The sequence below is a fragment of the Methylobacter sp. sgz302048 genome (assembly GCF_052162025.1).
In the GTDB taxonomy this organism is placed as follows: Bacteria; Pseudomonadota; Gammaproteobacteria; order Methylococcales; family Methylomonadaceae; genus Methylobacter.
The window spans coordinates 2,913,025-2,937,352 of sequence record NZ_CP197401.1 but is presented as its reverse complement, the minus strand read 5'-3'; the positions used below and the strand labels follow the sequence as shown (position 1 = coordinate 2,937,352).

The 24,328-nt window shown below is 55.9% G+C and carries 11 protein-coding genes; 8 read left to right on the top strand and 3 right to left on the bottom strand.

Translation table 11 applies throughout. The features are described from left to right. Positions 1-368: 368 nt before the first annotated feature. From ACTNE6_RS13275 to ACTNE6_RS13240, 8 genes are all read left to right on the top strand, one after another. A complete protein-coding gene (locus tag ACTNE6_RS13275; RefSeq protein WP_442497074.1) occupies positions 369-1,637 on the top strand; it encodes a hypothetical protein in 1,269 nt (422 codons plus the stop codon). Further along, on the top strand, positions 1,630-3,003 hold the full coding sequence (locus ACTNE6_RS13270; RefSeq protein WP_442497073.1) for a hypothetical protein: 1,374 nt from the start codon (positions 1,630-1,632) through the stop codon (positions 3,001-3,003). Before ACTNE6_RS13275 ends, ACTNE6_RS13270 begins: the two co-directional genes overlap by 8 nt. Positions 3,004-3,568: 565 nt before the next feature. Further along, the gene (locus ACTNE6_RS13265; protein ID WP_442497072.1) at positions 3,569-4,879 is read left to right on the top strand and encodes a hypothetical protein; all 1,311 of its coding nucleotides are present in this window, start codon (positions 3,569-3,571) and stop codon (positions 4,877-4,879) included. A gap of 65 nt (positions 4,880-4,944) precedes the next feature. Then, positions 4,945-7,359, top strand: a complete 2,415-nt coding sequence (locus tag ACTNE6_RS13260) for a cadherin-like domain-containing protein (protein ID WP_442497071.1) — start codon at positions 4,945-4,947, stop codon at positions 7,357-7,359. A 618-nt stretch (positions 7,360-7,977) separates the two neighbouring features. Then, complete coding sequence (locus ACTNE6_RS13255) at positions 7,978-10,272, top strand: Ig-like domain-containing protein (protein ID WP_442497070.1); 2,295 nt, start codon at positions 7,978-7,980, stop codon at positions 10,270-10,272. 159 nt (positions 10,273-10,431) lie between these two features. Beyond that, a complete protein-coding gene (locus ACTNE6_RS13250; RefSeq protein WP_442497069.1) occupies positions 10,432-12,360 on the top strand; it encodes a multicopper oxidase family protein in 1,929 nt (642 codons plus the stop codon). 23 nt (positions 12,361-12,383) lie between these two features. Next, on the top strand, positions 12,384-13,040 hold the full coding sequence (locus ACTNE6_RS13245) for an SCO family protein (protein WP_442497068.1): 657 nt from the start codon (positions 12,384-12,386) through the stop codon (positions 13,038-13,040). A 454-nt stretch (positions 13,041-13,494) separates the two neighbouring features. Continuing rightward, positions 13,495-14,193, top strand: a complete 699-nt coding sequence (locus tag ACTNE6_RS13240) for a response regulator (protein ID WP_194970738.1) — start codon at positions 13,495-13,497, stop codon at positions 14,191-14,193. Here the strand turns inward: ACTNE6_RS13240 and ACTNE6_RS13235 are convergent. The 3 genes from ACTNE6_RS13235 to ACTNE6_RS13225 form a co-directional block, all read right to left on the bottom strand. Beyond that, positions 14,190-15,734, bottom strand: a complete 1,545-nt coding sequence (locus tag ACTNE6_RS13235; RefSeq protein ID WP_442497067.1) for an ABC transporter substrate-binding protein — start codon at positions 15,732-15,734, stop codon at positions 14,190-14,192. The two genes, ACTNE6_RS13240 and ACTNE6_RS13235, sit on opposite strands and share 4 nt — an antisense overlap. A gap of 352 nt (positions 15,735-16,086) precedes the next feature. Then, entirely contained in the window at positions 16,087-18,273 is a 2,187-nt protein-coding gene (locus tag ACTNE6_RS13230) for a multicopper oxidase family protein (RefSeq protein ID WP_442497066.1), read from the bottom strand. 679 nt (positions 18,274-18,952) lie between these two features. After that, entirely contained in the window at positions 18,953-24,211 is a 5,259-nt protein-coding gene (locus ACTNE6_RS13225; protein WP_442497065.1) for a hypothetical protein, read from the bottom strand. Between the last annotated feature and the right edge of the window lie 117 nt (positions 24,212-24,328).

The following is a 24,328-nucleotide window of genomic DNA, read 5'->3' as shown; positions in this document are numbered from 1 at the left end:
GTTTTTCCAGTGGCTAATTTAACATTGTATCAAGCCGAGCCCCCTGAAGTTTTACGTGAGAAGGCGAATTTCAGTCGTAGGGTACGCATCGCGTACCTTTTGAAGTTTGGTTCATCGAAAAACTTTGAAAATGGTACGCGTACCCTACAAAGCATTTTTTCCACAAGAAGTAAGCGCCGTAAATATTATCTTGACCGCATGGCTCAAAGCCGGCTATAAGTATTCGTACTTAACATGTTGAAATACAGGCATAAAGGCTTTGATTTGAAGCCGACTAACAATAACCCGCCATATAAATACCGATATGAAAACAGCTGAAAAATATCCTGCAAATTCTCGCATCGGTAAGATTAATCAAGGTGTGAGGAATGAACCTGAATAATTTTCGCGTCATGGGCTCCGGTGGCACCGGCGGCATCATCAACCGTATCCAGACACTGTTCGTCGGCCTGTTGAGGATATGGACAATCCCGATTGTTCTATTGCTGAGTCTGGCCTCCGGATTTACGACTTACTACGGCATGTCGCATTTCATCACGCCGTGGATCGCCTTGATCATCACCGTGGCGATTCAGTCCATCATCGTCATCTGTTCGCTGGAAATTGCCGGCATCCACTGGAAAGCCAACCGGATTCGCTATATCAGCGTATTAGCTTCCCTGCTGGTGGCCATTATCGCCTCGGTTTCATTTTCTTATTTTCAATTTTACGAAATATCGGAAAAGGACAACCTGCATATAGAGCGGCTGAATCAGGTGAGGGATGACGTTAATCATTACCTGAACAAAATCCTGGCCGTAAAAACCGAGATTCTCGAGCAGCAGCGCGCACAACTGGAACTGGCGTCCAAGGAAGTTTCGCAAGCCTATTTCGGCACGCATCCGCAAATTGCTGTCGAGTATAGAAATCAGGTAGGCGAGGGGCCGTTCTGGAAGCATTACAATGAGCTTTATCAGGCTAAAGCGCAGCAGTCAGCCCAGCTTGAACAGGGATTCCGGCAGCTTGACGACGACATGCGCAAACTGCAGGCCAGCCTCAGGCAGGTGAGTCTCGGGCAGGATGAAAGCGGCGCCTACCAGACTGTGCTGTCCAGCCTTAACGACGTGCAGCTTAAATTCAACCAGCTTGCGACCGGTCTGGGCTATGCCGTGCCCGAAGCGCCTGCGGTGATGTCTTACGCGCAGTTTGTGCAGGGCGTGCAGCCGTCGTTCCTGATGTGGAGAGATTTTTCCCCGTTCGCGTTCGTCTGCGCCTCCATGATCGAGTTTTTTACGGTATTGCTGTCATATCGGCTAGAGATGACGGCGCCCGGGCCGTTGACCGATCAGGAGGAGGAACTGGTGTTCGAATGCCTCCGGCAATTCACCGAATTCAGAATCAACGAAAACGACGAGCTTGAAATGGTGATCGAGAAAAGCGAGCTGGAGCGGGCCAGGCGCTATTCCGACTGGTCGAGAATGTTTGCCGTCGGCTTGTTGCTAAGCCGCGGTTTTCTGCGCAAGGTCGATGCCCGAACCGTCGAGTTCGCTCCCAACCTGTATCCGCTGATCGCCCAGCGCATGGGCGAAAAAATCCGCGCTATCAAAGCCGAATCCGGAATTAAACTCGAAGCAGTGCAGCAGGCCGCCAATGAATAATGAAAACACCGATCTGGAAAAATGGCTGGGCGGATTCGATTTCGACCAGGACATTGCCGGGCAGGAGAGTTGGGACCCCGGCTTTGATGCCGAGCGGCGCATCGTTCACTCCCGGCTCGGCTTTTACAGCAAGCTGTTCAGCCGGCCCGAGAAATTCGTCAAGCGCTTTTACCATACCGTCTATCCGCTCACGATAGCCGACTGGTCCTTAACGGCCGATAACAAACTCTATGACGGCTTCTGCACCATAGCGTCGCGGCTCGATATTCGCTTTCAGGCTTCAATCAAGTACGCGGCCGCCAACTGGGAGCTGTTGCCCGACATCAACCAACATATCCAAGCGGCTTATGAAGGCCTGGTCAGGGATGCAGTCGACAGGGAATTGCTGAATCTGGACGACGGCGCCTGGATACAGACAGGCTTGAGGAGCACAGAGCAAAAGATAGCCCAGGCCGTTAATGAGCTATTGATGATCCGCGATATTCAATGCCGGACTTTCTGCACGTTGAAGCCCTCTTTCGAAGAGTTTCCTGACGATGCGGCGCTGGCGCTGGACGGCCGGTTTGCGCAGGCGTCCGTCTATCTGAGCGTAGTTAAAAAGAATTTCGAGTTTCGGGAAAAACAGGCGCAGGAAAAGCAGCGCCAGGCGCAGGAACTGGAAAATCAGAAACTGCTGCATGAACAACAGCAACTGCAGCAGCTGAACAGGGAAGAGGAACTGCGAAGGCTGAAAGCCATTCAGGACGCTGAAAACCAGCAGTTGCGCCTGAAGGACCAGGAAAAGCTGCAGGCCGAGCAATTCGACATTGAAAAGCGTCTGCATGCGGAAAAAATCAGACACGAAAATGCCCTGAAAGAGATGGCATGGCGGGCCGAAATCGAGGAGCAGGAAAAGCGCCAGGCGCTGCTGCACGAGATCGAACAGCAAAACCAGCTCAATCAACTGTCGCATAACGCGCGCTTGAAGGAAACGGCGCTGGACGCCGAAATCAGGGAATTCGAAAAGCAGCAGGCGCGCTGGAACGAGGCCAAGGAAAAAATGCATGTCGAGAACCTTAAGCAGCAGCAGCGCCTGCAGCAGATGGATCTGGAAGCCGAGCTCAAGGCGCAGGAACACCAGCAGCAGCAAAGGAACAATGTGCAGCAGAAGCTGAAGGCGGACAAGATTGAGTACGAAGCGCGTTTGAAAGATATGCAGCTGAAAGCCGAAGTCAAGGAGCAGCAGAAGCGTTTCGAGGCCACTGAAAAATCGGACGAGTATTTGCGCCGCGAAATTGAATTGCTGATTCTGGAAAAGCAGCGCGCCGAACTGGTGCTGGCCGTCAATAAACCGGCCGGCAATCTTTTGGAAGCCCCAAATAGCTGAAATTCAATTCCGTTTGTGTATGCCGGTCCGCTACCAAAAACTGTGAAACAGCGCTGAACTAGCCGATAATCAATTCCAACAGTGAACTTACTATAAAGCCTGGCTCTTATCTTAAACGATAAGTGCAGGATCGGTTTCATCCGACTTTACGCATGCTGACCCCGTCATGTGATGAGTGCCGGACATTGAATGAAGACCGGTTTGACACCCTATCGGCCAGCCCGGCCGACAAAATAAAAAAGGACTCTGCCAAATCAGTTATATCAAGGTATGGCTGCTCGTCTGGCTCAATAAATCTCCACATGATTTCCATTCCGCTGCAATGTACCTTAATTTTTAGTCAGGTATTTTTCAGCGCCAAATACAGTTTTCACCTGATAGCGTATTTTCTTCGCCTTTAATATGCTTGAGCAAGCGTTAAAGGACGCAACAATTCCGGTTTCACGATTACGATTATGAAACCGCCGCCTAACCACTTTAAACCTCTACGTCCTTATCTTTAGGTAAAGGAATTCGGGTGCCTTTTTCGTCATTCGCATCTTTCGAAAAGCTTGGAGAAAAAATTATGAAATCAAGGCGTACTATTTTTCTTCCTCTCGTACTGTTGCCGTTCAGTTTTTTTCAGACAGCGCAGGCGATCACCGGCGGCTGTCCGATTGAAGGGGCGACGCCCATGAATATCGGTCCCCTCAACAATTCCCCGGACAGCGGTTTTCCGCTTTACGTTCAGGATTCCAGCGGACTGACCGTGGAAATATGCCTGCATCCGACGCTGTGCATCTCCGATCCGGTGATTCCAGGGCATGAATTTTCGGAATTGATAGGCTTTGGCGCCGAGGGTTTCTGGGCGGCAGCCGATGCGATTATTACCACGACCGCCGGCATTGATGCGCGTTTGATATCCGGTGTCGAGGCCGCCTTCGTGACCGAAAACCCGGCTGCCGGCCAGCAGTTTCCGTTTACGCGCCTGCGCATCCGCATCGATGTTCCGCAGGCCGGCATTTATACTGTGACGCATCCCTGGGGGCAGGAGGTATACACAATCGACACGCCGGGCGTGCGCGCCGTCAACGACAGCTTTGATATCGAATTCGCCGCCAATTCCGTGCACCAGGGCCGCATCGGGCCGATTCTGCGCTGGGATGCCGGACTGCCGATCACCGACGCGCAGGGCGGACAATATATCGGCGATCCGGCCATACCCCATGCTGTGACCGGCAGCCCTTGCGGCACCAATTTCTTCCGCATCGAAGCCGTGGCGCTGGACGGCGTAACGCCGCTCGCTATCGATCCGGGCGACAGCGATGGTATAGGCGGCACCAGCAGCGTGCAGACCAATTTATTTAACGTTTCCGGCAAGCTTTTCAGCGGCAACGCGCCGGCGCCGTTAGTGGTCGACCGCACCAGCTATACCCGCGAGATCGGCGATGAAGGGCAAGTGAACGCGTTTGTCACCTCGGCGCCCTTAGCCGAAGTCACGGTGAGAGGGGAGCCCAATCTGCCCCCGGATGACGTACCGCTGGATGGCAACGGACAAGGCCTGTTTTTCAAGAGCATTCCAGTGGACGCCAGTGTGTTGCCGGATTCAGTGGAAGTCAGCGCCAAGAACAGCGGCAATGCCAACGCCTCGCATATCAACCTGCTCACCGATGCCGTGAATATTACCAAGGCCGAATATAACGTGACATCACAGACCCTGACCATCCAGGCGAACTCCAGCGACAAGGCAACGAATCCTGTCCTCACGGTCTTCGGGTTCGGCGATCTGACCAACGGCAGCGGCACATTCAGCAATGTGATCGCTCCGCCTGCGAAAGTCACCGTGACCTCGGCAAAAGGGGGAACAGACAGCGAAGACATAACCATCATCCGGTGAAGGTGCGGCTATATCTGACTTATGCCGACACTTGCAACGACTGATAAAAAATACGGAGAAACCTCATGAATTCAAGGCTTAATACGAGTATTGTCGCCGCCTTCGCGCTGTTTGCCTGCGCCCAGAGCGCCCACGCAATTCCCGGCGGCTGTCCGATCGAAGGGGCAACGCCCATGAACATCGGTCCCATTAACCCACAAAACGGTTTTCCTTTATCGGTTCAGGATTCCAGCGGACTGACCGTGGAAATGTGCCTGGACCCGAACCTGTGCATCTCCGATCCGGTGATTCCAGGCAATGTCTTCTCTGAGCAGATCGGTTTCGGCGCCGAGGGCTTCTGGGCGTCAGCCGATGCCAGATTGACTACGTCTGCCGGCATTGATGCGCGCCTGATCACCGGCGTCGAGGCCGCTTTTTTGACCGAAACCCCCAGGAACGGCGATCAGTTTCCGTTTACGCGCCTGCGGATCCGCATCGATATTCCACAGGCCGGCATCTACACGGTAACCCATCCCTGGGGCCGCGAAGTCTATACGATCGAAACGCCGGCCAGACGGGCCGTCAACGAGAGCTTCGATTTCTCGTTTGCCGCCAATTCCGTGCATCAGGGCCGCATCGGGCCGATTTTGCAATGGGATTCCGATCTGCCGATCACCGACGCGCAGGGCGGGCAATACATCGGCAATCCGGCCATACCTCATACTGTGACGGGCAGCCCCTGCAACACCAATTTCTTCCGCATCGAAGCCGTGGCGCTGGACGGCGTGACGCCGCTCGCTATCGACCCGGGCGATAGCGACAATAATGGCAGCGCCAGCAGCGTGCAGACCAACCTGTTCACCGTTTCCGGCAAGGTTTTCACGCAAGTTGAACCGGCCGCGCTGGTGACCACCCGAACCACCTACGCCCGTCAGGCCAACAGCGCCGGCCAGGTGGATATCTTTGCCACCTCGGACGCAGCGGCCAATGTAACCGTGAGCGGCGGCGCGAATCTGCCGGCCGGAGAAAATCCGCTGATCGGCGACGGCAACGGCTTGTTCTATTCCAGTCTGCTGCTGGAAGATGCCGCCATATTGCCCCGAGTGGTCAGTGTGACGGCCAACAGCTCAGGCAAGACACCTACCCGATTGCTGAGCCTGTTGACCGACAAGGTCGACATTACGCGAGCGGAATATAATCTGCAATTGAAAACCATGACCATAGAAGCCGTTTCCAGTGATCTGCTCAATCCGCCGACACTCACGGCATTCGGATTCGGCAATCTGAGCAATGGCGGCCTGACGGTTCCCGATATAACGGCTGCGCCTTCCAAAGTCAGGGTGATCTCGACGGCCGGCGGATCGGATATCGAGAATGTCACCATTGTGGGAGCGGCACAGCCGGTAGCCGTCAACGATGCTTACAGCACATCGCAAAATACCGTGCTTGAGATTCCTGCGCCCGGTGTGCTGGGGAATGATATTAATCCTGATGGGACAGCGCTGACCGCTGTTCTGGCTGCCAATGCCAGTAACGGTACGCTTGCCCTGAATCCGGACGGCTCATTCACCTATACGCCCAATACCGGCTTTATCGGACAGGACAGCTTTACTTATACGGCGCAGGACGGCAACTCGTCTGGTCCGGCAACCGTGACGATCGATGTCATCGGCTCGAATGCCGCTCCGGCGGCCGTGAACGATGAGGCGACAACGGCCGAGGATACGCCGGCGAATATTGCGGTGCTCGCCAACGACAGCGATGCGGACGGCAACACGCTGACTCTGACATCAGTCAATCCGCCTGTGAATGGTACAGCAGCCATCAATCCGGATAATACGGTCAGCTATACGCCCAATGCCAACTTCAATGGCACAGACGCTTTCACTTATAGCATTTCCGACGGCAATCTCACGGCCACTGCCACGATCACAGTTACCGTGACAGCGGTCAACGATAACCCGGTCGCGGTCAATGACGCGGCGACAACCACTGCCGGCACCCCAGTCACTGTTTCTGTGCTGGGCAATGACAGCGATATAGACGGCGACAATCTGACCGTAGCGGCCATCGCATCATCCCCTGCCAATGGTACGGTAAACTTTAACGCCAACAGTGTCACCTATACGCCAAATGCCGGCTTTACCGGCACCGACGCGTTCCAGTACACCGTTTCCGACGGCAGCCTGACAGCCACGGCCACAGTGACGATCACGGTCAATCCCGTCGCCGTAACCGATCAGGTGACAGTGATCACAGCCGATTTCAGGACGAGGGCCGTCCGCTGGTCGATCAGAGGCACCTCGGGGGCCAATACCACCGTCACCATCCATGTCGGTTCATCCGAGACGGGAACCATTATCGGCACTGCGGCGGCGGACCAGCGCGGCAGATGGAAATTCGATAGCCGCGGCGGTGCCCCGTTAGGAAACAATACGACTATCACTGTCGTTTCGTCAGGCGGCGGCAAAATAACCGTCCCTGTCACTGTAAGGAGATAGTAAAGCCGCTTTAGAGCGACGGTAGGGAAATAAGCCGCCGTGCCGGATGGTCGAATCTGACAATCCCGTACGGCGGTTTTTTTATCCCTGCTGGTCTCATCCCGTCTGATGCAAAGCATGCCGCTGCCGGGCGGCGAGGCTGTGGAAACTTGCGGGATTGAAGAGGGTTCGGCTTTTTTCGTCATCTCCTTTTATTGCCGCGCGAGGTTTTCGATCGCTTGGTATCGATGCGTTTGTCCGGTGCTTCGCCATGATTGAGGTCTTTGCCATTCACTATGGAAAATTCAATCATTTCAATTTGTTGAGTATCCTGCCTGCGGATGCTTTCCCTTGAATTAAAAGTTAAATCCCGCTTTTACAATCAGGTATTTGCCTGACTCAATTTCAGGTGTTCACCCGAGTTTGTTTGATTTGCTTTTGTTATACGCTGTGATCGAGAGCAGCTCAGTCTGGCTGCCATTGCGGCCCTTAACGAGCCTGCCTGATGCCCATACCGGACATTAATTAGGCGGCTTCAGTTGAGGAATGGATGAGGATTATCAATACAAGAAATAATTTTCATACAGCAGTTCATGGATTACCGCCTAATGAATGTAAATCCTACAATGAGGTTTAAACATGAAAATGAGACACACAGCTATTGCAGTCGCGCTCGCTGCGTCGGGCTTCTCCGCACAGGCCGATCTGGCCAGGGTCGGGCCTAGTAACGTGCCATCACCGCCGGGATATGGCTTTCCTCTTTGGTATCAGGATCTGAACGGCACAGTTCTGGATCTGTGTTTGCCGGACGCCAATGACCCCGGCGCTGCGCAGCAGAATGCCTGTTTACTGGTCGGACCCGGCTTGCCCGATCCGCCTTACAGCTTCCCGAACAACTTTCCCGATGAAGCGTTTTACTTCAATGCCACATCCGTGATGGACATGCCGGCAGGCAAGCGCGCCACGCTGGTTACGGCGCTGGAAGCGGCATTTTCTGTAGGCCCCGTAGTCATAGGCGATCAAATAACATTTACACGTATCCGCGTATTTGCCGGCGTTCCCGAACCGGGCACTTATACCGTGACGCACCCTTACGGCGTTGAAACCTTTCCGGTTGATTCCGTTTCCGCCGGCAATCGCGACATCGTCTTCAGCGAAGACGTCGGTGTGGCGCGCGGCATATTTGATGGCGCGCTCAAAAGCCGTGTCGGGCCTTTCCTGCAGCGAGCCGACAGCCTGGGCGCCCCGCTTGGAGCGGTCACGGTTAACGGCGCTCAATTCCTGTCGGATGGGGCTGCCACGGAATTTGTCACCGGCAGTCCTTTCGGCACCAATTATTTCGAGATCTGCGGCGTCCGTACAGACGGCACGCCCATCATATTGGGCGATCAGGGCGCTAGCGGTATGTGTATTCGTTCCGACCAGTTCAGCCTGATGGGCCGCCTGCACGATTTTGTGGCAAATCCGATTCCCAGCCCGCTGGAAATCTACAACAGCTTCTATAAGCGCGACGCGGACGGTACGCAGGTCGATGTCTACGCCCGCAATATCAAGGCATTGCCCAGCCAGCCCAATCCCTCGCTGACAGCGGCAGCGGCAAATATAAAGCCTGTCAAGATGATTCCGTTCGGTCCGGCTGGCCTTGGCCAATTCTATACTCAGGGCCTGGTGGATCCCAGCGGCGCATTGCCTGGTCCCGTATCGGTCATCAACAGTGCCGACACGCCGTCCAGCAAGGTCACGAAGGATGCCGTCGATATCGTGACAGCGGCTTCGGCAAATTACGATTACAACACGGATACGCTGACCGTAACGGCAACCAGCAGCGATAAAGGCTTCGGAACCGATCTGCCGCCAAAACTAAGCCTCGACGAGAATAAATACCCTGGCCATACGGCAGTGGCCGCCAACAACGCCAACGATCCCGCCGAAATGATACTGACGGCTACGGGAGTAGGCACGCCGCCGGATACTGTCACCGTTCTGTCGTCTGCCAACGGCAGCGGGACATTCCCCGTAACGCGCAATCAGGCGACAGGCGCCAATATACCTGGACCTGGCGTGCCGCTGGCGCTGGATGACAGCGCAACGGCGGAAGCGAATGGCGCGGCAGTCGAAATTCAGGTTGCCGAGAACGACATTGTGAATTCGGCAACGCCCATCACCTCCTTGCAACTGGTCGGGCCTGCGATACCGGCCGGTTCTGGAACTGCGTCCGCTGATGGCGCGAAAATTATCTACACGCCAGGTTCCGTCAATGGTGTCGTGACTTTTCAATACACAGCATCGAACAGCGTCGGCAAGTCCAATGCGGCGACGGTGACGGTTACGGTTATTCCGTCCGCAGCAGGTCCTGCGCCGATCGTTAATCCCGATGGTCCAGTCAATGCGACTGTCAGCCAGTCGGTAGTGATCAACGTGTTGGCCAACGATTCGGGCAATGGCGGCACGCTGAATCCGGCCTCGGTAACGTTATCCAACGTCACCGGCGGCACGGCGGCTGCCGATGCAACCGGCAAGGTGACTTTCACGGCCGGTACAGCGGCAGGCAACTTCGGCTTCGATTACACGGTAGCCAACGACAACGGCCAGGTTTCGCCGACAGCGCATGTCGCAGTGACGGTCGTCAATCCTGAGAATATCCAGATAACTACATCACAGTGCAAGGTCATCAGTACCACGGCGGGCGAATGGCGCGTGGCCGGCACCAGCTCGGTGCAGACCAATAACAGCATTCAGTTGTATCTGACGGCATCTGTGCCGGCCGATCTGAGTGCCAACAAACTGGGGGCAGCCGCCCCTGTTGTTGCCGGCGTGCCTAACGGTACCTGGGAAGTCCGGTTAAGACCGGGACCAGCCTGCAGGACGCCGATCAGCTTGATTTCCTCGGCGACAAGCGCCAAGCGGGAAAACATCGCTGTTGCGCCCAAATAAGCGCAGGGAATCGGAAACCGGCCCTACCAAGGGCCGGTTTTTAAGGCTGAACGGCAAAACAGCATCTGGACTTGCTGTTGAGCGTTGGGCAAAAAGAAAAGCACTGAAACACAATTTCTTTGCGCGGTTTTTCAAAAATAAAGATGGGGAAGGAGTGTCATGTTTAAGAAAACAGTCAAAGTAACGAATTACAGCCAGCGCGAAAAGGCCATAGCCCGGTATATGCAGGAGGTTAACGATATTCAGAAAGCCGGCATCAGCCGGCGCGAATTATTCAAGATGGGATTGACGGCCGGCGTGGGCGGCCTGACAGCGATCGGAGGTCGCCATTTTCTGCCTAATCTGGCCGAAGCGGCCGATAGAGGATTGATCAGTCCACCCTGTAGGAAGCCCTGGACGGAGCCGCTGCCGATCCCGAAGGCCTGCCAATCGGTCGGCTCTTTTACCGGCCCTTCGCCGGAAGAAGGCAAATGCGGCGAAAAGCATATGCTTTGGAATCCCGGAAAAAATGATTTCGACGATTTCGAGGAAGCGCGCGACGAGGCGCACCAGCGCTGGAGCGAGTTGGGCGGCCTGGACGCCTGCACGAAATATGAACTGATGGTCAGGGAAATCGACTGGAATTTTTATTCAGCGCAAGAATACCCGGCATTCAATTCCAAAGTCTGGACTTATGTCGACCTGAATTCGGACGCGGTCGGAGTGCTGCGCATCAATGCCCATTACGGCGAGCCTATACTCATGCGTATGTACAATGGCTTGCCCAAGGATGACAAGGAAAACCAGGGATTCGGCATCAACCAGTGCTCGCCGCATCTGCATAACGCCCACAATCCCCCTGAATCCGACGGCGGGCCGACCCGGTTCTTCGATTCCGGCAAGTGGTGGGATTACTGGTATCCGAACATCCGGGCAGGCTTCGCCAGCACGCACAGGAACGGCACCTGGTACAATGGCGCCTGGTGTCCGGGCGACTGGCGGGAAACGCAAAGCACGCTGTGGTTTCACGACCACCGTTTCGATTTCACCGCCGCCAACGTCTATAAAGGCATGGCCTCGTTCTACACGCTGTTCAGCAATGACATCAACCTCGATACCGGCGATGAAACGACCGGCCTGAGGCTGCCCAGCGGCGAATACGATGTCCCTCTGCTGTTTACCGACAAGGTCTTCGACCAGGCCGGACAGATGTTCTTCGATACCTTCAATCTGGAAGGCATCGTCGGCGACATGCAGACGGTCAACTTCAAGATCAAGCCCTATATGTATGTCAAACGCCGCAAGTACCGTTTCCGTTGCCTGGATGCGGGGCCGTCGCGGTTCATCGAACTGTTTCTGAGCAATGGCGCCAAGTTCACGCGCATCGCCAATGACGGCAATCTGCTGCCCAAGGCGCAAGTCGTCTCCAGCGTACGGCTGGGCGTAGCCGAAAGGGCGGACGTGATCGTCGATTTCAGCCAATATGCGCCCGGCACCGTGATTTATCTGGAAAACCGGCTGGAACAGCTCAACGGCAAGGGCACTTCCGGCAAGATTTTGCCTTCCGGCAGCAAGACTCAGCTCCTTAAGTTCATCGTGTCCGGCGATCCGGTCGTCGATGAAAGCGCGCCGTTGAGCACGCTCCAGTCTCAGGTCATGGTGCCGTTGCCGGCCAGAACCAATCCCATCAAGGTCAACCGGACCTTCAAATTCGATTCAAGCAATGGCGCCTGGACAGTCAATGGCAGGTTATTCGATCCCTCCAGAATCAGCGCCTATCCGGCAGAGGGTTCGGCGGAGCGATGGACGCTGAATTCGAGCGGCGGCTGGTCTCATCCGGTGCATACACATCATGAGGAATTTCAACTGCTCAGCCGCAACGGCAAGGCTGAGAACCTGGCGATCGATGACAAGTCCCGCAAGGACGTAGTAAGAATCGGCGATGGCGCCGTGGGTTCGTCGGGATCGGGCGAGGTCAGCTACTACATACAATTCCGCGACTGGTACGGCGACTATCCCTTGCACTGCCACAACGTCGTGCATGAAGACCATGCCATGATGATTCGTTTCCGCATCGTGCCGCCCGATGATTCGAAGGCCGGCAAGTAACGCGACTGAGCGAGGATAAAACCATGAACAAAAGAGATTTTATCAAAAAGCTGACCGGTGCTTCTCTCGGCATAGCCGCATTGAACACCTTGCCTTCCGCCGCTATCGCCCAAGGCGATTTTCACCCGGCCAGAATGGACAGGGCCGAGCGCCGCAAAAAATCCTTTCCGAACGTGCCGCTGATTACGCATGAGGGCGAGGCCGTGCGGTTCTACGACGATCTGATCAAGGACAAAACCGTGCTCATCAATTTCATGTACGCGCGTTGCGGCGATATCTGCCCGGGCATGACCGCGAATCTGAAAAAGGTGCAGAGAGAATTTGGCGATAGGGCAGGGCGCGATATCTTCATGTATTCGATCACGCTGGAGCCGGAACATGACACGCCGTCAGCGCTGAAAGCCTATGCCGAGCTCTTCAGGGTCGGACCGGGATGGAAGTTCCTGACAGGCAAAAAAAATGACATCGAACTGCTGCGCAGACAACTGGGTTTTACTTTCTCGGACCCAATACTGGACCAGGACAAAACCCAGCACATAGGCGTCGTCAAATACGGCATCGAGCCGCTGGAGCGCTGGGGAACATGCCCGGCCCTGGGTAATCCCAAATACATCGCCGAATATCTTTATTGGATGGAGCCTGACGGACGGCGGCCGAAACAGTCGGAAATGCTGGGTTAAGCCCGCACTTGGCAGGGACAATGGCGCCACGGACGGCACGGCTCATTCATGGCATAAATCAATGATAGCTCAAAAATGCCTTAAAATTTCCCGCGTGACACGAAATTAATATCAATAATTTCATATATTTATTTAATTTTTAATTAAATAATCATTAGATAAAATTAATATTTAGGTAGTAGTGCTTATTTATCCCTTCTGACGCAAGCGCTAGCATAATGTCGTAGTGTGTCAAGTTAAAAAGAATAAAAAAGCAGACATTTTTTTAAATTTGTGAAACATGTCGCGTTTTTTGTTCACTGATACACCAGATTGGGGGAGCCATGTTGATCATGTGTCTGCCTGATGAGACATATTTTATTCGAGCATCAATAGAATTGATTAGTTGTAAATTTTTAAAAGTATCTTCTTTTCAATGCTTTTAAAAAGTCCCGTCAGAAGTGGAGAATTATAAATGTATAAGATTGCAATAGTTGAGGACCAAACGATTATAAGAGCAGGGCTGTATGCGGTACTGACTCAGGAACCGCAGTTTAATGTTGTTTCTCAATCCGGGGATCCCATTGAATTGTTTCGGCAAACCTGGTTCGTCCCGCCTGATCTGGTGCTGCTGGACCTGATCATGCCCAAGATGAACGGTGTGGAAGCCATAGAAGAAGTTAAGAAGCGCTGGCATGGCACAAAAGTACTGGTTTACACGTTCAAGGATGCGGGCGCGAGCATTTCTGACGCATTCCAGGCAGGCGCTGATGGCTATCTGCTGAAGAACGCCTCGACGGAAGAATTGGTTTCCGCCGTAAAAAACGTATTGGCGGGGCATTACTATGTTTCAGATGAGATTTTACCGACGATCATGAGCCGGTATCTTCGGGCGGAAAGAATGCTGTCGGCCAACCATTTGCAGAACCTCCTGACCACACGGGAGCGTGAATTGCTTAAATTGATAACCGAGGGTTATAAAAATAAAGAAATGGCGGACAGTCTTTGCATCAGTTTAAAAACAGTGGAGACGCACCGGACTAATCTGATGAAAAAACTCAATGTGCATAATGTAGCGGAATTGATCTCAGTGGCAGGAGAGGCCGGCATTACCCGCTCTGACAATCGGTCTTTTAATCCTGTTTCGTTTCGCCAAGTCCAATTGGCGGACTAACGCTCATTTCGGGATGCTGAAACAATAGTAACCGCTGTTGAGCCTATGTGTCGGTTCGACCCGTAAGAAAGAAGGGGTATCACCCCCGTGTCGAACTGATAAATAGTTTCCAGCGCATTGATCAGCTTTTTCCTGCTTAAGTCCCTGCCTGTTCTTTGCAGGCCTTCCGCTAATAGTTTGGCTGCACTGTAAGATACGGCTTGCGCGGTTAAATGATGCATTGAAAGATTATTGCGTTTGATCAGTCGGAAAAACTCATCCGCGTTCGCTTGAACGGGCGGTATGAGAGACAGGGACATGAAAATCCGGCTGCCGGGCGCTTCATTAAACATGCCAGGGCTTGTCAATGAGCTGGAGACAAACAGGTAAGGTTTCAGCTTCAATTGCTTGATGCTCTTCAATAACATGCGCAATTCATCATCGGCGCCAAAAAAGAAAATCACGCCCGGCGCCCGCCTTTTAAGTTCAGCAGCAAACATCTGGGATTGACGCTGCGGATAAATGAATTTGCCGGCCGGACCCAAGCCGCGGGCCTGGCTTTGCTTGTCGATAGCTTCGAGCGCGCCTTGGACCATGGCGTTTTCAGGGCCGATGACCATCGGCGCGGCATTCTTCAGGCGCAATGCATCAGCCGCGTAATCCACCATGGCGCGGGCCTCGTTTTTAAGGCCAGGCAGCAGATAGAAAGCGGATCGGCTGAGGACCGGATTCTCTTCAGGAAACAAGGTATAAGGGCCGATCTGCGGAACGCTGCGGCTCTCGCTCAGCAATAAAATGTCCTGCTCCAGGTTGCCGGCGAACGGCGCTATCAAAGCAAATACCGGTTCGGCTTCGAACAGACGGCGCGCATTCTTTATGGTCGAATCGGCGCTGCCGGTGAACTCGGCGACTTCCAGACGAATCTCGCGATTGTAAATGCCGCCTCGCGCATTGATCTCGTCAAAATAAGCCGACAGCATGTCCTTCATGGCCTGGCCCATGCCCGCCAAGGGGCCGCGCATCGGCAGCACTGTGCCCAGCCGAATGACAGACTCGCTCAGTCCCGGATCGGCATCGGTCGAGAGGCGTTTCAGGTACGCGATCAGGTCGGCGCTGTCGCTGGCAGACAACGCGTATCTCGGCATGGCGGAATCCAGCCGGTTGCCGGCCGGATCGAGGCCGCCGGCAATAGCCGCGGCGATAGTGCCGGCCGTGAAAGCGGCATGTTTTCTGCCGTTGTCATGGGTGTGCCCATAGGCCAGGGTCAGGTGCTCAAAGGTGATGTCGGTTGGAACGATGCCGCCTTCCGGCCGCCCATGCCCATCCTCGCCATGGCAGCCGGCACAGGGCACATCCGTCCCCGACAGTTCCGTCGATTCGGGCCCTACCAGCGCTTTGACCGGCTTGCCGGAAGGGCCGGCGCCGGTCAGGTAAAGCTGCTTGCCCCGCGTTTCCGAAGCCGTCAGCGGCGCAGCCGACAGGGAAGGGCTGAACAACACGGCCGATAACAGCACAAAGCCGGCCGCGTTCAATCCGTTTATTGTTTTATCAGGGTTTTTCATGGCAGGCAGTCAGCAGGTCATAGATTCTGAAGGTAGCACTTACGCAAGCTTGTGGGGGCGACTTTAGCCGCCTTTTATGTTGAAACGGTCGGCTAAAGTCAGTCGCCCCCACACTATTAGAATAGCTTTTTTTCATCTTTAGATCACCTAATCCTGTTTTCTACCGTTTATGAGAGTCTTCCTATTATCGTTATCGAAAGAGCGAAATACTGCCGGCTTTAATGTTAACGTGAGAAAGAGTGCAGCCTATCCGGGGCTGCACTCCGATACGCTTTAGGTAATATTCGACACGTAATTTGCTCCACAAATTGCTACAAAGTCGGAACGATACTTGCCTTATGCCAGTCCTGGCTTAGTTGCCCGCCAGCGGAACCGGGCAGTCGGCCTGATTGCCCACGCAGAGAGGGCGCATCATGTCGTGGTCTTCATGAGACAGAATATGGCAATGCCAGACATACAGGCCGGGGCGGTCGAATCGGGCTTTTACGCGCGTTACTTCGCCGGGATAGGCGATCACTGTGTCTTTGGAACCGAATTCCCAGGCTTCCGGTCCCCTGGCAGCGCCTCCTATTGGTGTTGCCGGGAGCAAAGGCATACCGTTCAGATCGGTTTGCAGCGGCTCACGGCTTTCAACCTGGAACTCTACCAAGTGCATATGGACAGGGTGGGCGTCTGCGGTGAAGTTATAGACTTCCCATATCTCCGTGGCGCCGTTGCCGGGATTTTCGGTAACCGGGTCCATCCAGGGGAAGGGCGCAGGAGCGCCATAGCTATCCAGCGTGCCAAGCATGGAAATGGTCGGGCCGAACGGAATCCCGGTAGGGTCCTCGATAATATTCACCAGGTTGCCATTGGCATCGGTGTTGTAATTGGCAAACACGGTTCCGGATTCCATTTCGTTGAGGGAAACCTTGCGTATCGTTGAAGGGTTGCCTAAATTTTCAGCCGGCAACAACTCCGTTATCTGTTGCGGAGGAACCGAGTTGTCTTTCGAAGTTGCCTGCACGACGTTAAGCTTCATGATCTGGCCTGTGGTGTCCGGATCGGAGAACGCATAATCCACCCCGCCTTGGCCGCCGCCATAAGGCTCATCAGGGCCTTCGTTGATCAGGTAAAGCTGCGTACCGTTAGCCACATTGGTGAAATCCACGATCACATCGGCTCTCTCGGCGGGCCCGACCAGAAGCGAGCCTGATTGTGCCGGCTGGGTCTGAAATCCGCCATCGCCTCCAACCACCCAAAACGGCACGGCCTCTGTTGCTGGCCGGGCTGTCGGGTCGCCGGCAATTTTCAGAATCATGAAGCGCGAGTCTGACGCATTCAGAATGCGAAAACGATAACGGCGCTGCTCGACGTTAAGTTTCGGCCAGCTGTGGCCGTTGACCAGCATCACGTTAGAAAAATATTCCGGATTCCAGATGGGTGAGACATCGCTGTCGCCGCCCGTTGCGGTTTTGCTCGGAATGAAGGGTATCTGAAGATCGTTCTTGGCCAGTCCTTCGAAGAACGCCCGATCGCCCGGATAAAACAGACTGCCGTCACTGTTGAAAGCGCGGTCCTGGATGATCAGGGGAATTTCGTAGACGCCTTTCGGCAATGACGCGCTAGGGAGGTCCGATGCGCCGCCGCGTAAAAAGTAATTTCCTGCCAAACCGGCATAGACGTTGTTTCTGGTCATGCCCAGCGCATGGTCATGGAACCACATATGCGTGGCGCGTTGATCATTGGTATATTGATAAGTTGCGGCTCCGGCCTCATCGGCGGCTCCGTCTATTTGTGTCCAATGGGAGCCTCGGGGCGCATAGCCGGCCGGAATATCCGATGCCGCAGGCAACGTCCACGATTCGGGATAGCCGTCGCTTCCCGAAACGACATGCGCGCCGTGTAAATGTGTAACCAAAGGCACTGGTCCGGTATACGGATTCGGGTTTGTGCCCATGCTGTCCTGTCCTCCCGGGCCTCCGGCAGGATTGGCCCAGTGCACGGTTTGATCGACCGGCAGAAGATGGGGAAGGAAATTTCCTTTTTTATCCTTGAGGTCGTTGATCCATTTTACCTGTACCGGCCGGTTGACTTTCGCTTCGATGGTATAGGAAGGAGAATGGAAGGTTTTCGAATCACTGCTGGCACCATATGCCCATAGTTTCGTTTTAGGCAGCGGAGCCGGAAGAACCTGTTGTGAAATCTGGCGTGCAGCGATTTCGTAATAATCGATTTTAGAATTACTTTTGTAAGGCACTTTAGGCATTGCGGGTGGAACATACAAAGGACTGGCGTATTTGGGTATTGTCGCCGGATCCAAGGTGCCGCCCGGCAGTGCTGCCCAGGCGGCGCTTCCCATCCATGGCAGCATAAGCATCAGGCTGAATCCGGCCAGAGTCCGCCGCTTAAGTGGGCATATGGCTTTTTGCCTGACTTTTCCACGGTACTTTATGGTTTTGCCGGGCAGCTTTTTCGGATCATGCGATTGAGTTGCTAGCGAGGGAAAAACATCATTGTTAGTCACATTATTATTGTCGTTATGCACTCTCTGAGACATATATAAACCCTCAATAATGCTAAGTTATAAAATTTATGTTTCAAAAAAACAAACATAATTATTTGATAAATAAGTAAATTTTTTTAAAACCTTCTTGTTCAATATCCGTGAGCCTCGCTCGGATCACCCGTGTGCACGACCTGAGCATGATTTCTCTTGCATTCATTCCTGTTCCTTTAACAGCGCATTTTTCATCTCGACGGCAGGCATTGGTCTAACCTGCAAGACGGGACTATCCTGCTTTCTATTGCGTGGCTTGGCGCATCCTCCACCATCCGCAGGCAAACCGGAATGGCGCCTGATTCTGGTAGCGCCAATGGATCACGGCATTGGCCGATTCCCACTTGGCGATACCTTAAAAAATCATTAAGGCAGACAGACTTTATCTGTAGAGCTAGAGAGTGCATATCAGGTGAAACCCTGATTTTTAACTCAGAAAGTACCTGATTTGGTGGGCTGCAATTTGTGAAAACTAAGTAGTCGGGTGACGATGCTTCCGTCATTCGAAAATGACGTCATGCAGGGAGGTTCGGCTACTTGTGAGCTTAAGCTCCAGGCATTTTCACGGCGAGCATCAAGCAGTTTATCGGTTAAAGCTCCTGTTTTGTCTGCAGTCCTGCAGAAATGGAAAAGGGTGCAGCCGACCATCGGCCGCACCCTTGATACGTTTTACGGGATGCTATTGCACTCGTAATTTACCCCACAGCCCGCCGTCAAACTGGAACGATGCCTGATCCCGGTAGAGGTAATCCCCGGGCGTTGCAAAGACACCGCCGGCGCCATTGGCCAGCAGGAAGTTGAAATGGCTGCCCGCCCCGATGCCGGCTTGGGAGCCGTGCCATTCCGAGAAGCTGTTGGTGCCGATCACCGTTGAGCCGTTGGTGAACGGTTCCTCCTGCCAGATGTGCCCATGCTGCTGGAAGACATGGTTGCGGGCATGACCGCCGGCCTGCAGCACGCGCAGCCGGACCGGCTCGCCGGCTTTGGCCAGGAAAGTCGGTGTTTCCGCTGCGCCTGCCAACACATTAGAAAAGTCCAGGCCGCGCGTCAGCGTCAGCGGGGTATCCGCCGCAAAGCCCATGCGTGCCCATAGCGGTTCGGTCCTGTAGTTGAAAGCTCTCTGGCCGGTGTCTTCGGGATCTTCCGATTCGGCCAGGTTGGGCACGGGCACGCCGTCTTGCTGCAGGTTCAGGTCGTCCTGGAACAGCAGCACGTGTTCCCTGAAGAACTTGCCGTTGGCCAGCGTGACCGTGGCCGAGGCGCGCATGTTGGCGTCTTCCTGCCACTTCGCGCCCTGCGGTTCGATGATCAACGCGCCGATGGCACCCTTGCTGGCCTGCTTGATGCGATCCGACGGCATCAGGTTGACGGCGCCGTATTCCACCGGCTCGGCAAACAGCTTCTTCAGTTTCGAATTGGCATCAGGGTAGGGCCTGCTCGTCATTCGACCGGCGTACCATCTATAGTTGACCGTTTTGCCGGGGGCGGCGGTGACCAGATTGCCGCCCGTCAGGACCCAGTTCTGGCCTATGCTCAGGCCGGCGCTGCGCAGGGCGTCAAATTCCACCAGTTGCGGCGTCAGGCCGATATGGCTGGACGGCCGGATGTCATTGTTGTTGAAGCCTTCGACGATCATCGGCAGCGTGCTCCAGCCATCCTGTTGCGTGTTGCCGAGGTTGGCGGGCAGGTGATTGACCAGGGCCAGGTTGATGCAGTCCCCGGCACGGGCGCGCAGGATCAACGGCTCAATCGGCACGCCGGGTTTCAGCCTGTTCTTGGCGGCGTTCAGATCGGAATCGCGCACGAACAGGATGGCGCCCGGATCCTCCAGCCCGGCCCTTTGGTTGTAGACCAGCGGGCCGCCCAGCAGGTCCTTCGCCAGAAACGCATGCACCTTAAAGCTAACCTGAGGGGTGCCGGTTGGACAGACGCCATTTATATTTACACAGTTAGGAAGGCCATTCGCACCGATGGTGTTGCAGTTTACCGGCATCAAGGTTCCTTTCGGATTGCTCGACAGTTTCGCCAGCGTCGGTTTCGAATACTTGGGCGAGAAATTTCCTGCATCGTTATAGGTCCGCAGGATGCCCCACAGGCCATTCCAGAGGTCATCGGTCGCTGCGCCCGGAAAATAGGCCTGATCGACAAAGGGCGTACCCACTTTAACGGAGTCTACGGCGTCCACTTCGAACTCAAAGTGTTCGGAAATGCCCAGCATTTGCGAGTTGCGGTAGCCGGAGTCTTTCAGCGACGGCTCGAACAGCCATTTGAGGCCGTGCATGCTGAAGTTGTGGCCTTCCTCATGAGCGCCCATCAGAATCCGGATCTGGACCTTGTCGCCGGCGAACGTTTTCAGCAGCGGCGTGAACGGGTCGCCGGGCAGGACATCGCGGGTCAACGGCTGGGCAAAAAAGTCCGGCTGGCTGTTCAAGGCCGGAATGGCCCGGTCCGTGAGCGATTCGAACGCGAACGACAGGTCGCCGGCCCGGCCCGGGGTTTGGCCATTGGCGCCGTTATTGACGCGCAACGCGATCGGCTCGTTGCGGTAGTTCACGGTCATGGTGCCGGGATCGTCGGCCGAGATGGCTTCGGGGCAGGGCCGGGGGACGCCGCCCGGACAAACTTCCGCGACTCTCAGCAGATCATGGAGCCCGGCTTCCTGTTTGGCGGGCGGATTGACCGGCGTGTCATCATTGCGGTAGGCCAGCGAGAAATCGCCCATTTCCAGCAGGAACTCGCGGTAGGCTTTGTCGCCGTTTTTCGGCTCGATGATGGCCTGCCAGCTGGTCGGGCCGCCGTCCGCCCGGCCGCTCAGGGGCGTGCCGGTCTCGTTGTGCTTCCAGGTCGAATTGGCCGGCTCGACTACCAGGCCGGCGTAGAGCCCCGGATGCTGATGGGTGGACGGGCCGAAGTGGTCGTGCGTGAACACGGTGCGCAGAGAGCGGTCCTCACCGGTATTGTTCAGCACGTCATCGGCATACCAACGCTGCACGGTGGTCTGCACGCAAGTGCCGCCGCCGCGCTGGAAGTCGCCCAGGGTACAGACCGGCGGCTTGCTTGCGGAGGGGTTAGGGCGCTCGGCATCCAGCCAATCGCCATTAGGCGCGTTGATGGCCGCCAGACGCTCATGCACTTCTTCAGGGCTGAAGGTGCCGTCTTCGTAGTTCCAGCCGTTGCCGGAGCCGTCCGAGGACGTGACGTCGAACTTGACCAGATGGATGTGCTGGCCGATGGTGTCGGTCGGCGTCGTTACCTGAAAGTCATCTTGTTCATAGATATTTGGAATCAGGTTGGTGTGGTGGAAGGTGATGCACTCGCCGGTGTTGGCGCGGAAGAACAGGGGCTCGGGCGGCCTGATTTGGTCGAGCGTGTCTTCGACGTCATCCCTCAGGGTCAGGATGCGCTGTTGCGGGAAGTGCCAGCCCACCTTGTTCATCTTGGTATCCAGCTGAATAGCGGCGGCGTGGTAGAAACGGGGCTTGCCGGCCGCGGGCTGCTGCTTGTCGTCGACGCAGGGGTCGGCATACGGCGCGCCCGGCTTGGCGGGCAGGCCGTTGACCTTGAAAGCGCCCGCTCCGCCGTCCGGTTTCGGCGTGCTGTAAGCTTTCGGGCCCGGCGTCACGCCGTCGCCGCCATGGAAAATCATGGCCTGGCGCTCCCAGGGTGTGCCGTTGGCGGGCAGTTTGATGGCCGCTAAAGTGTTGATGATTTTGCTGAAGTCAAGGCGGTTCTGCACACTCGTAGCAGTACCGTCGGCGATCACATGGCGCGGCAGGCCGCCGTCCTCGATCAGATCCATGGGCGGCTGCGGCGGCCGATGGCCGGCGATGCCGGCGATATAAAACGGATAGCCGGGATTGCCGGCGGCGATATCGGGCAATTTGACCTGGCCGTCTTCGATGGCCACTTTCGCGCCCGGCTGCGGCGCCATGGCCATGGTCGGCAAGGGCACGACGGCCGGGATCGGCGTGCCGGCCAGAATTTCCCGGTCGGGCAGCGCGCGGGCGCCGGGTGCCGGTTTGCCGTCGGCAGCGAGCACGGTGCCGGTCTCCAGCACGTCATGCACGCGCATCAGAGACCACATGCCGCCGGCGAAATGCGGGTAGAAATGGCAGTGGAAGATCGAATCGCCGGCCGTGCGGTTGCGGTTGCCGCCGCCGTGATAAGCGATTTCATAGGTATAGCCGCTGCCCGGCCCGATGCTTTGGCTGTCCAGATAGGCCGAGTTGTCGCTGTCGGGCGTGTGCAGCCATTGATGGGCATGCAGGTGGAAGATGTGGTGTTCTTTCGGGCCGGCATGCAGGTTGCGGAATTTGACCCGGTCGTTCAGGTAGCTGTGGTGCACGTTGGACGGGTCAGCCGGGAAAAAAGCCTGGGTCGCGAATTGCGGGTTGGCGACGACGCCCAGCTGGCCGTCGGAGTTGACACCTGCGGGCACATCCACGACCATGGCCGGATCGCCGAGCACCCACGAGGTCAGGAAGAACTCCTCGTACTTGCAATCGACGCAGTCCTTCATCGGGCCGAGTCCGAGGCGGTTGGCGATGATCTCCGAGCCGATGCCGCCGGTGCCGTAGTTGATGGCGAAGACGTCCCGGACACCGAACAGGGTGTGGCTAAGCACCGGATCATTGAACCAGTCCGGAAACGCCTGTACGGCCTTGGCTTCGTCGTGGAAAATGACCGTAAACTCGCGGAACGGATCGAGACGGTCCGGATACACGGCATTTTTGGGTTCGACAGCCGGGCTGAATTTGCCCCGGTTGGGGCCGGTGATGATGGCATTGAGATCGGAGTGGACGATCTGGTTGCGGCTGTCGAGCAGGCTCAGGATAGGCCGGCCGGCCAGCGGATGCGGCGCCGTGCCTTCGATCCGCCAGCTGTACGGGGCCGCTTCCAGCGCGCTGACGGCCGTGATCGGCGCCACGAGGGCAGAGCCATCGGTATTGACCCGTCTGATCGTGCCCTTGAAGTCGCCCGTGATTAGGGTCTTGCCCTGATCGCCGGGGATGAAGCCGATGTTGCTGGTCAGGCGGCTGATCGTGGCTCGATAAAGACCGCCCCGCGCCGCCGTCAGCGTCAGCTTCTCCTGCGGCTTGCGGGTTTCGACGGCTGGATAGACCGCCTGATAGTCGATGACCGGATAAAATTTGCCGTCGGACGCGGACAAGGTCGAGGAAGTCGCGGCCAGGGCCAGGTCCTGTTCGGTGACCTGGCTGCGGTACCATTCCGCGCCCTGGTTCTCGACATTGACGGCGCCGAACAGGCCGTGCGCCAGCGAGCCGCCGTCGCCTTCGCCGCCGGTCGTGGCGGCCGTGCTGTAGGCCAGGAAGGTGCCTTCCTTCTCGGCGTAAAAGGTATAGGTCAGGCTGCCGCCGGGAGCTACCAATCCGCTAGGGTTGTTGCCGACATGGGACGCGTCGGAGACGATGTCTTTCGGCTGCATACCCATGACATGGAACGAGGCCGTACGCGTGGCGGGGCCGTCGTCATTGCGGACCGGCGTGCGGTTGGGCGGATCGCTGGGTGGCACGGGGGCCGGCAAGGAGCCCGCCAGATTCTGGCTCAGCCAGTTGGTGAAGCGGACCTGCAGGCAATCGCCCTCGTTAACACGCAAGGTCAGCGGCCTGGGCCGGTGATCAGGCCGCAGCATGGCATTGCCGGGGCCGGGATGGGGGCCGCCGGCCCGATCCACGACATCGGCCTTCAGTGCGTAGATCATGCCGGCGGGATTCATCGCACCCAGGCGGTTGTAATAAAACACCTGGTCCAGCGCGACCACATCGGCCGACACGGTGTTTTTGCAGTTGGCGTGCGCCGGGCCGGCATAGGCCAGCGCCACGGCGAGCAAGGGTAGACAGACGACGCCTGCCGCTTGCCGGCGCCGGGAAATTGTGCCGCCGGTTTCCAACCGGCCGCTGATTTGCCGAATTTTCATGACATCTCCACACTACAGTAATTGAAGAAATTATTGCCGCCTGAAAGCAGCCTTGAGCCAGCCACTTTTCTGTACAGCAATCGATTAAGGATTTAAAAGACAATCTGACTTTATAAG

Coding starts and splice junctions, on each gene's coding strand:
- ACTNE6_RS13275 (WP_442497074.1), top strand. CDS start 369: ATGAACCTGAATAATTTTCGCGTCATGGGCTCCGGTGGCACCGGCGGC.
- ACTNE6_RS13270 (WP_442497073.1), top strand. CDS start 1,630: ATGAATAATGAAAACACCGATCTGGAAAAATGGCTGGGCGGATTCGAT.
- ACTNE6_RS13265 (WP_442497072.1), top strand. CDS start 3,569: ATGAAATCAAGGCGTACTATTTTTCTTCCTCTCGTACTGTTGCCGTTC.
- ACTNE6_RS13260 (WP_442497071.1), top strand. CDS start 4,945: ATGAATTCAAGGCTTAATACGAGTATTGTCGCCGCCTTCGCGCTGTTT.
- ACTNE6_RS13255 (WP_442497070.1), top strand. CDS start 7,978: ATGAAAATGAGACACACAGCTATTGCAGTCGCGCTCGCTGCGTCGGGC.
- ACTNE6_RS13250 (WP_442497069.1), top strand. CDS start 10,432: ATGTTTAAGAAAACAGTCAAAGTAACGAATTACAGCCAGCGCGAAAAG.
- ACTNE6_RS13245 (WP_442497068.1), top strand. CDS start 12,384: ATGAACAAAAGAGATTTTATCAAAAAGCTGACCGGTGCTTCTCTCGGC.
- ACTNE6_RS13240 (WP_194970738.1), top strand. CDS start 13,495: ATGTATAAGATTGCAATAGTTGAGGACCAAACGATTATAAGAGCAGGG.
- ACTNE6_RS13235 (WP_442497067.1), bottom strand. CDS start 15,734: ATGAAAAACCCTGATAAAACAATAAACGGATTGAACGCGGCCGGCTTT.
- ACTNE6_RS13230 (WP_442497066.1), bottom strand. CDS start 18,273: ATGTCTCAGAGAGTGCATAACGACAATAATAATGTGACTAACAATGAT.
- ACTNE6_RS13225 (WP_442497065.1), bottom strand. CDS start 24,211: ATGAAAATTCGGCAAATCAGCGGCCGGTTGGAAACCGGCGGCACAATT.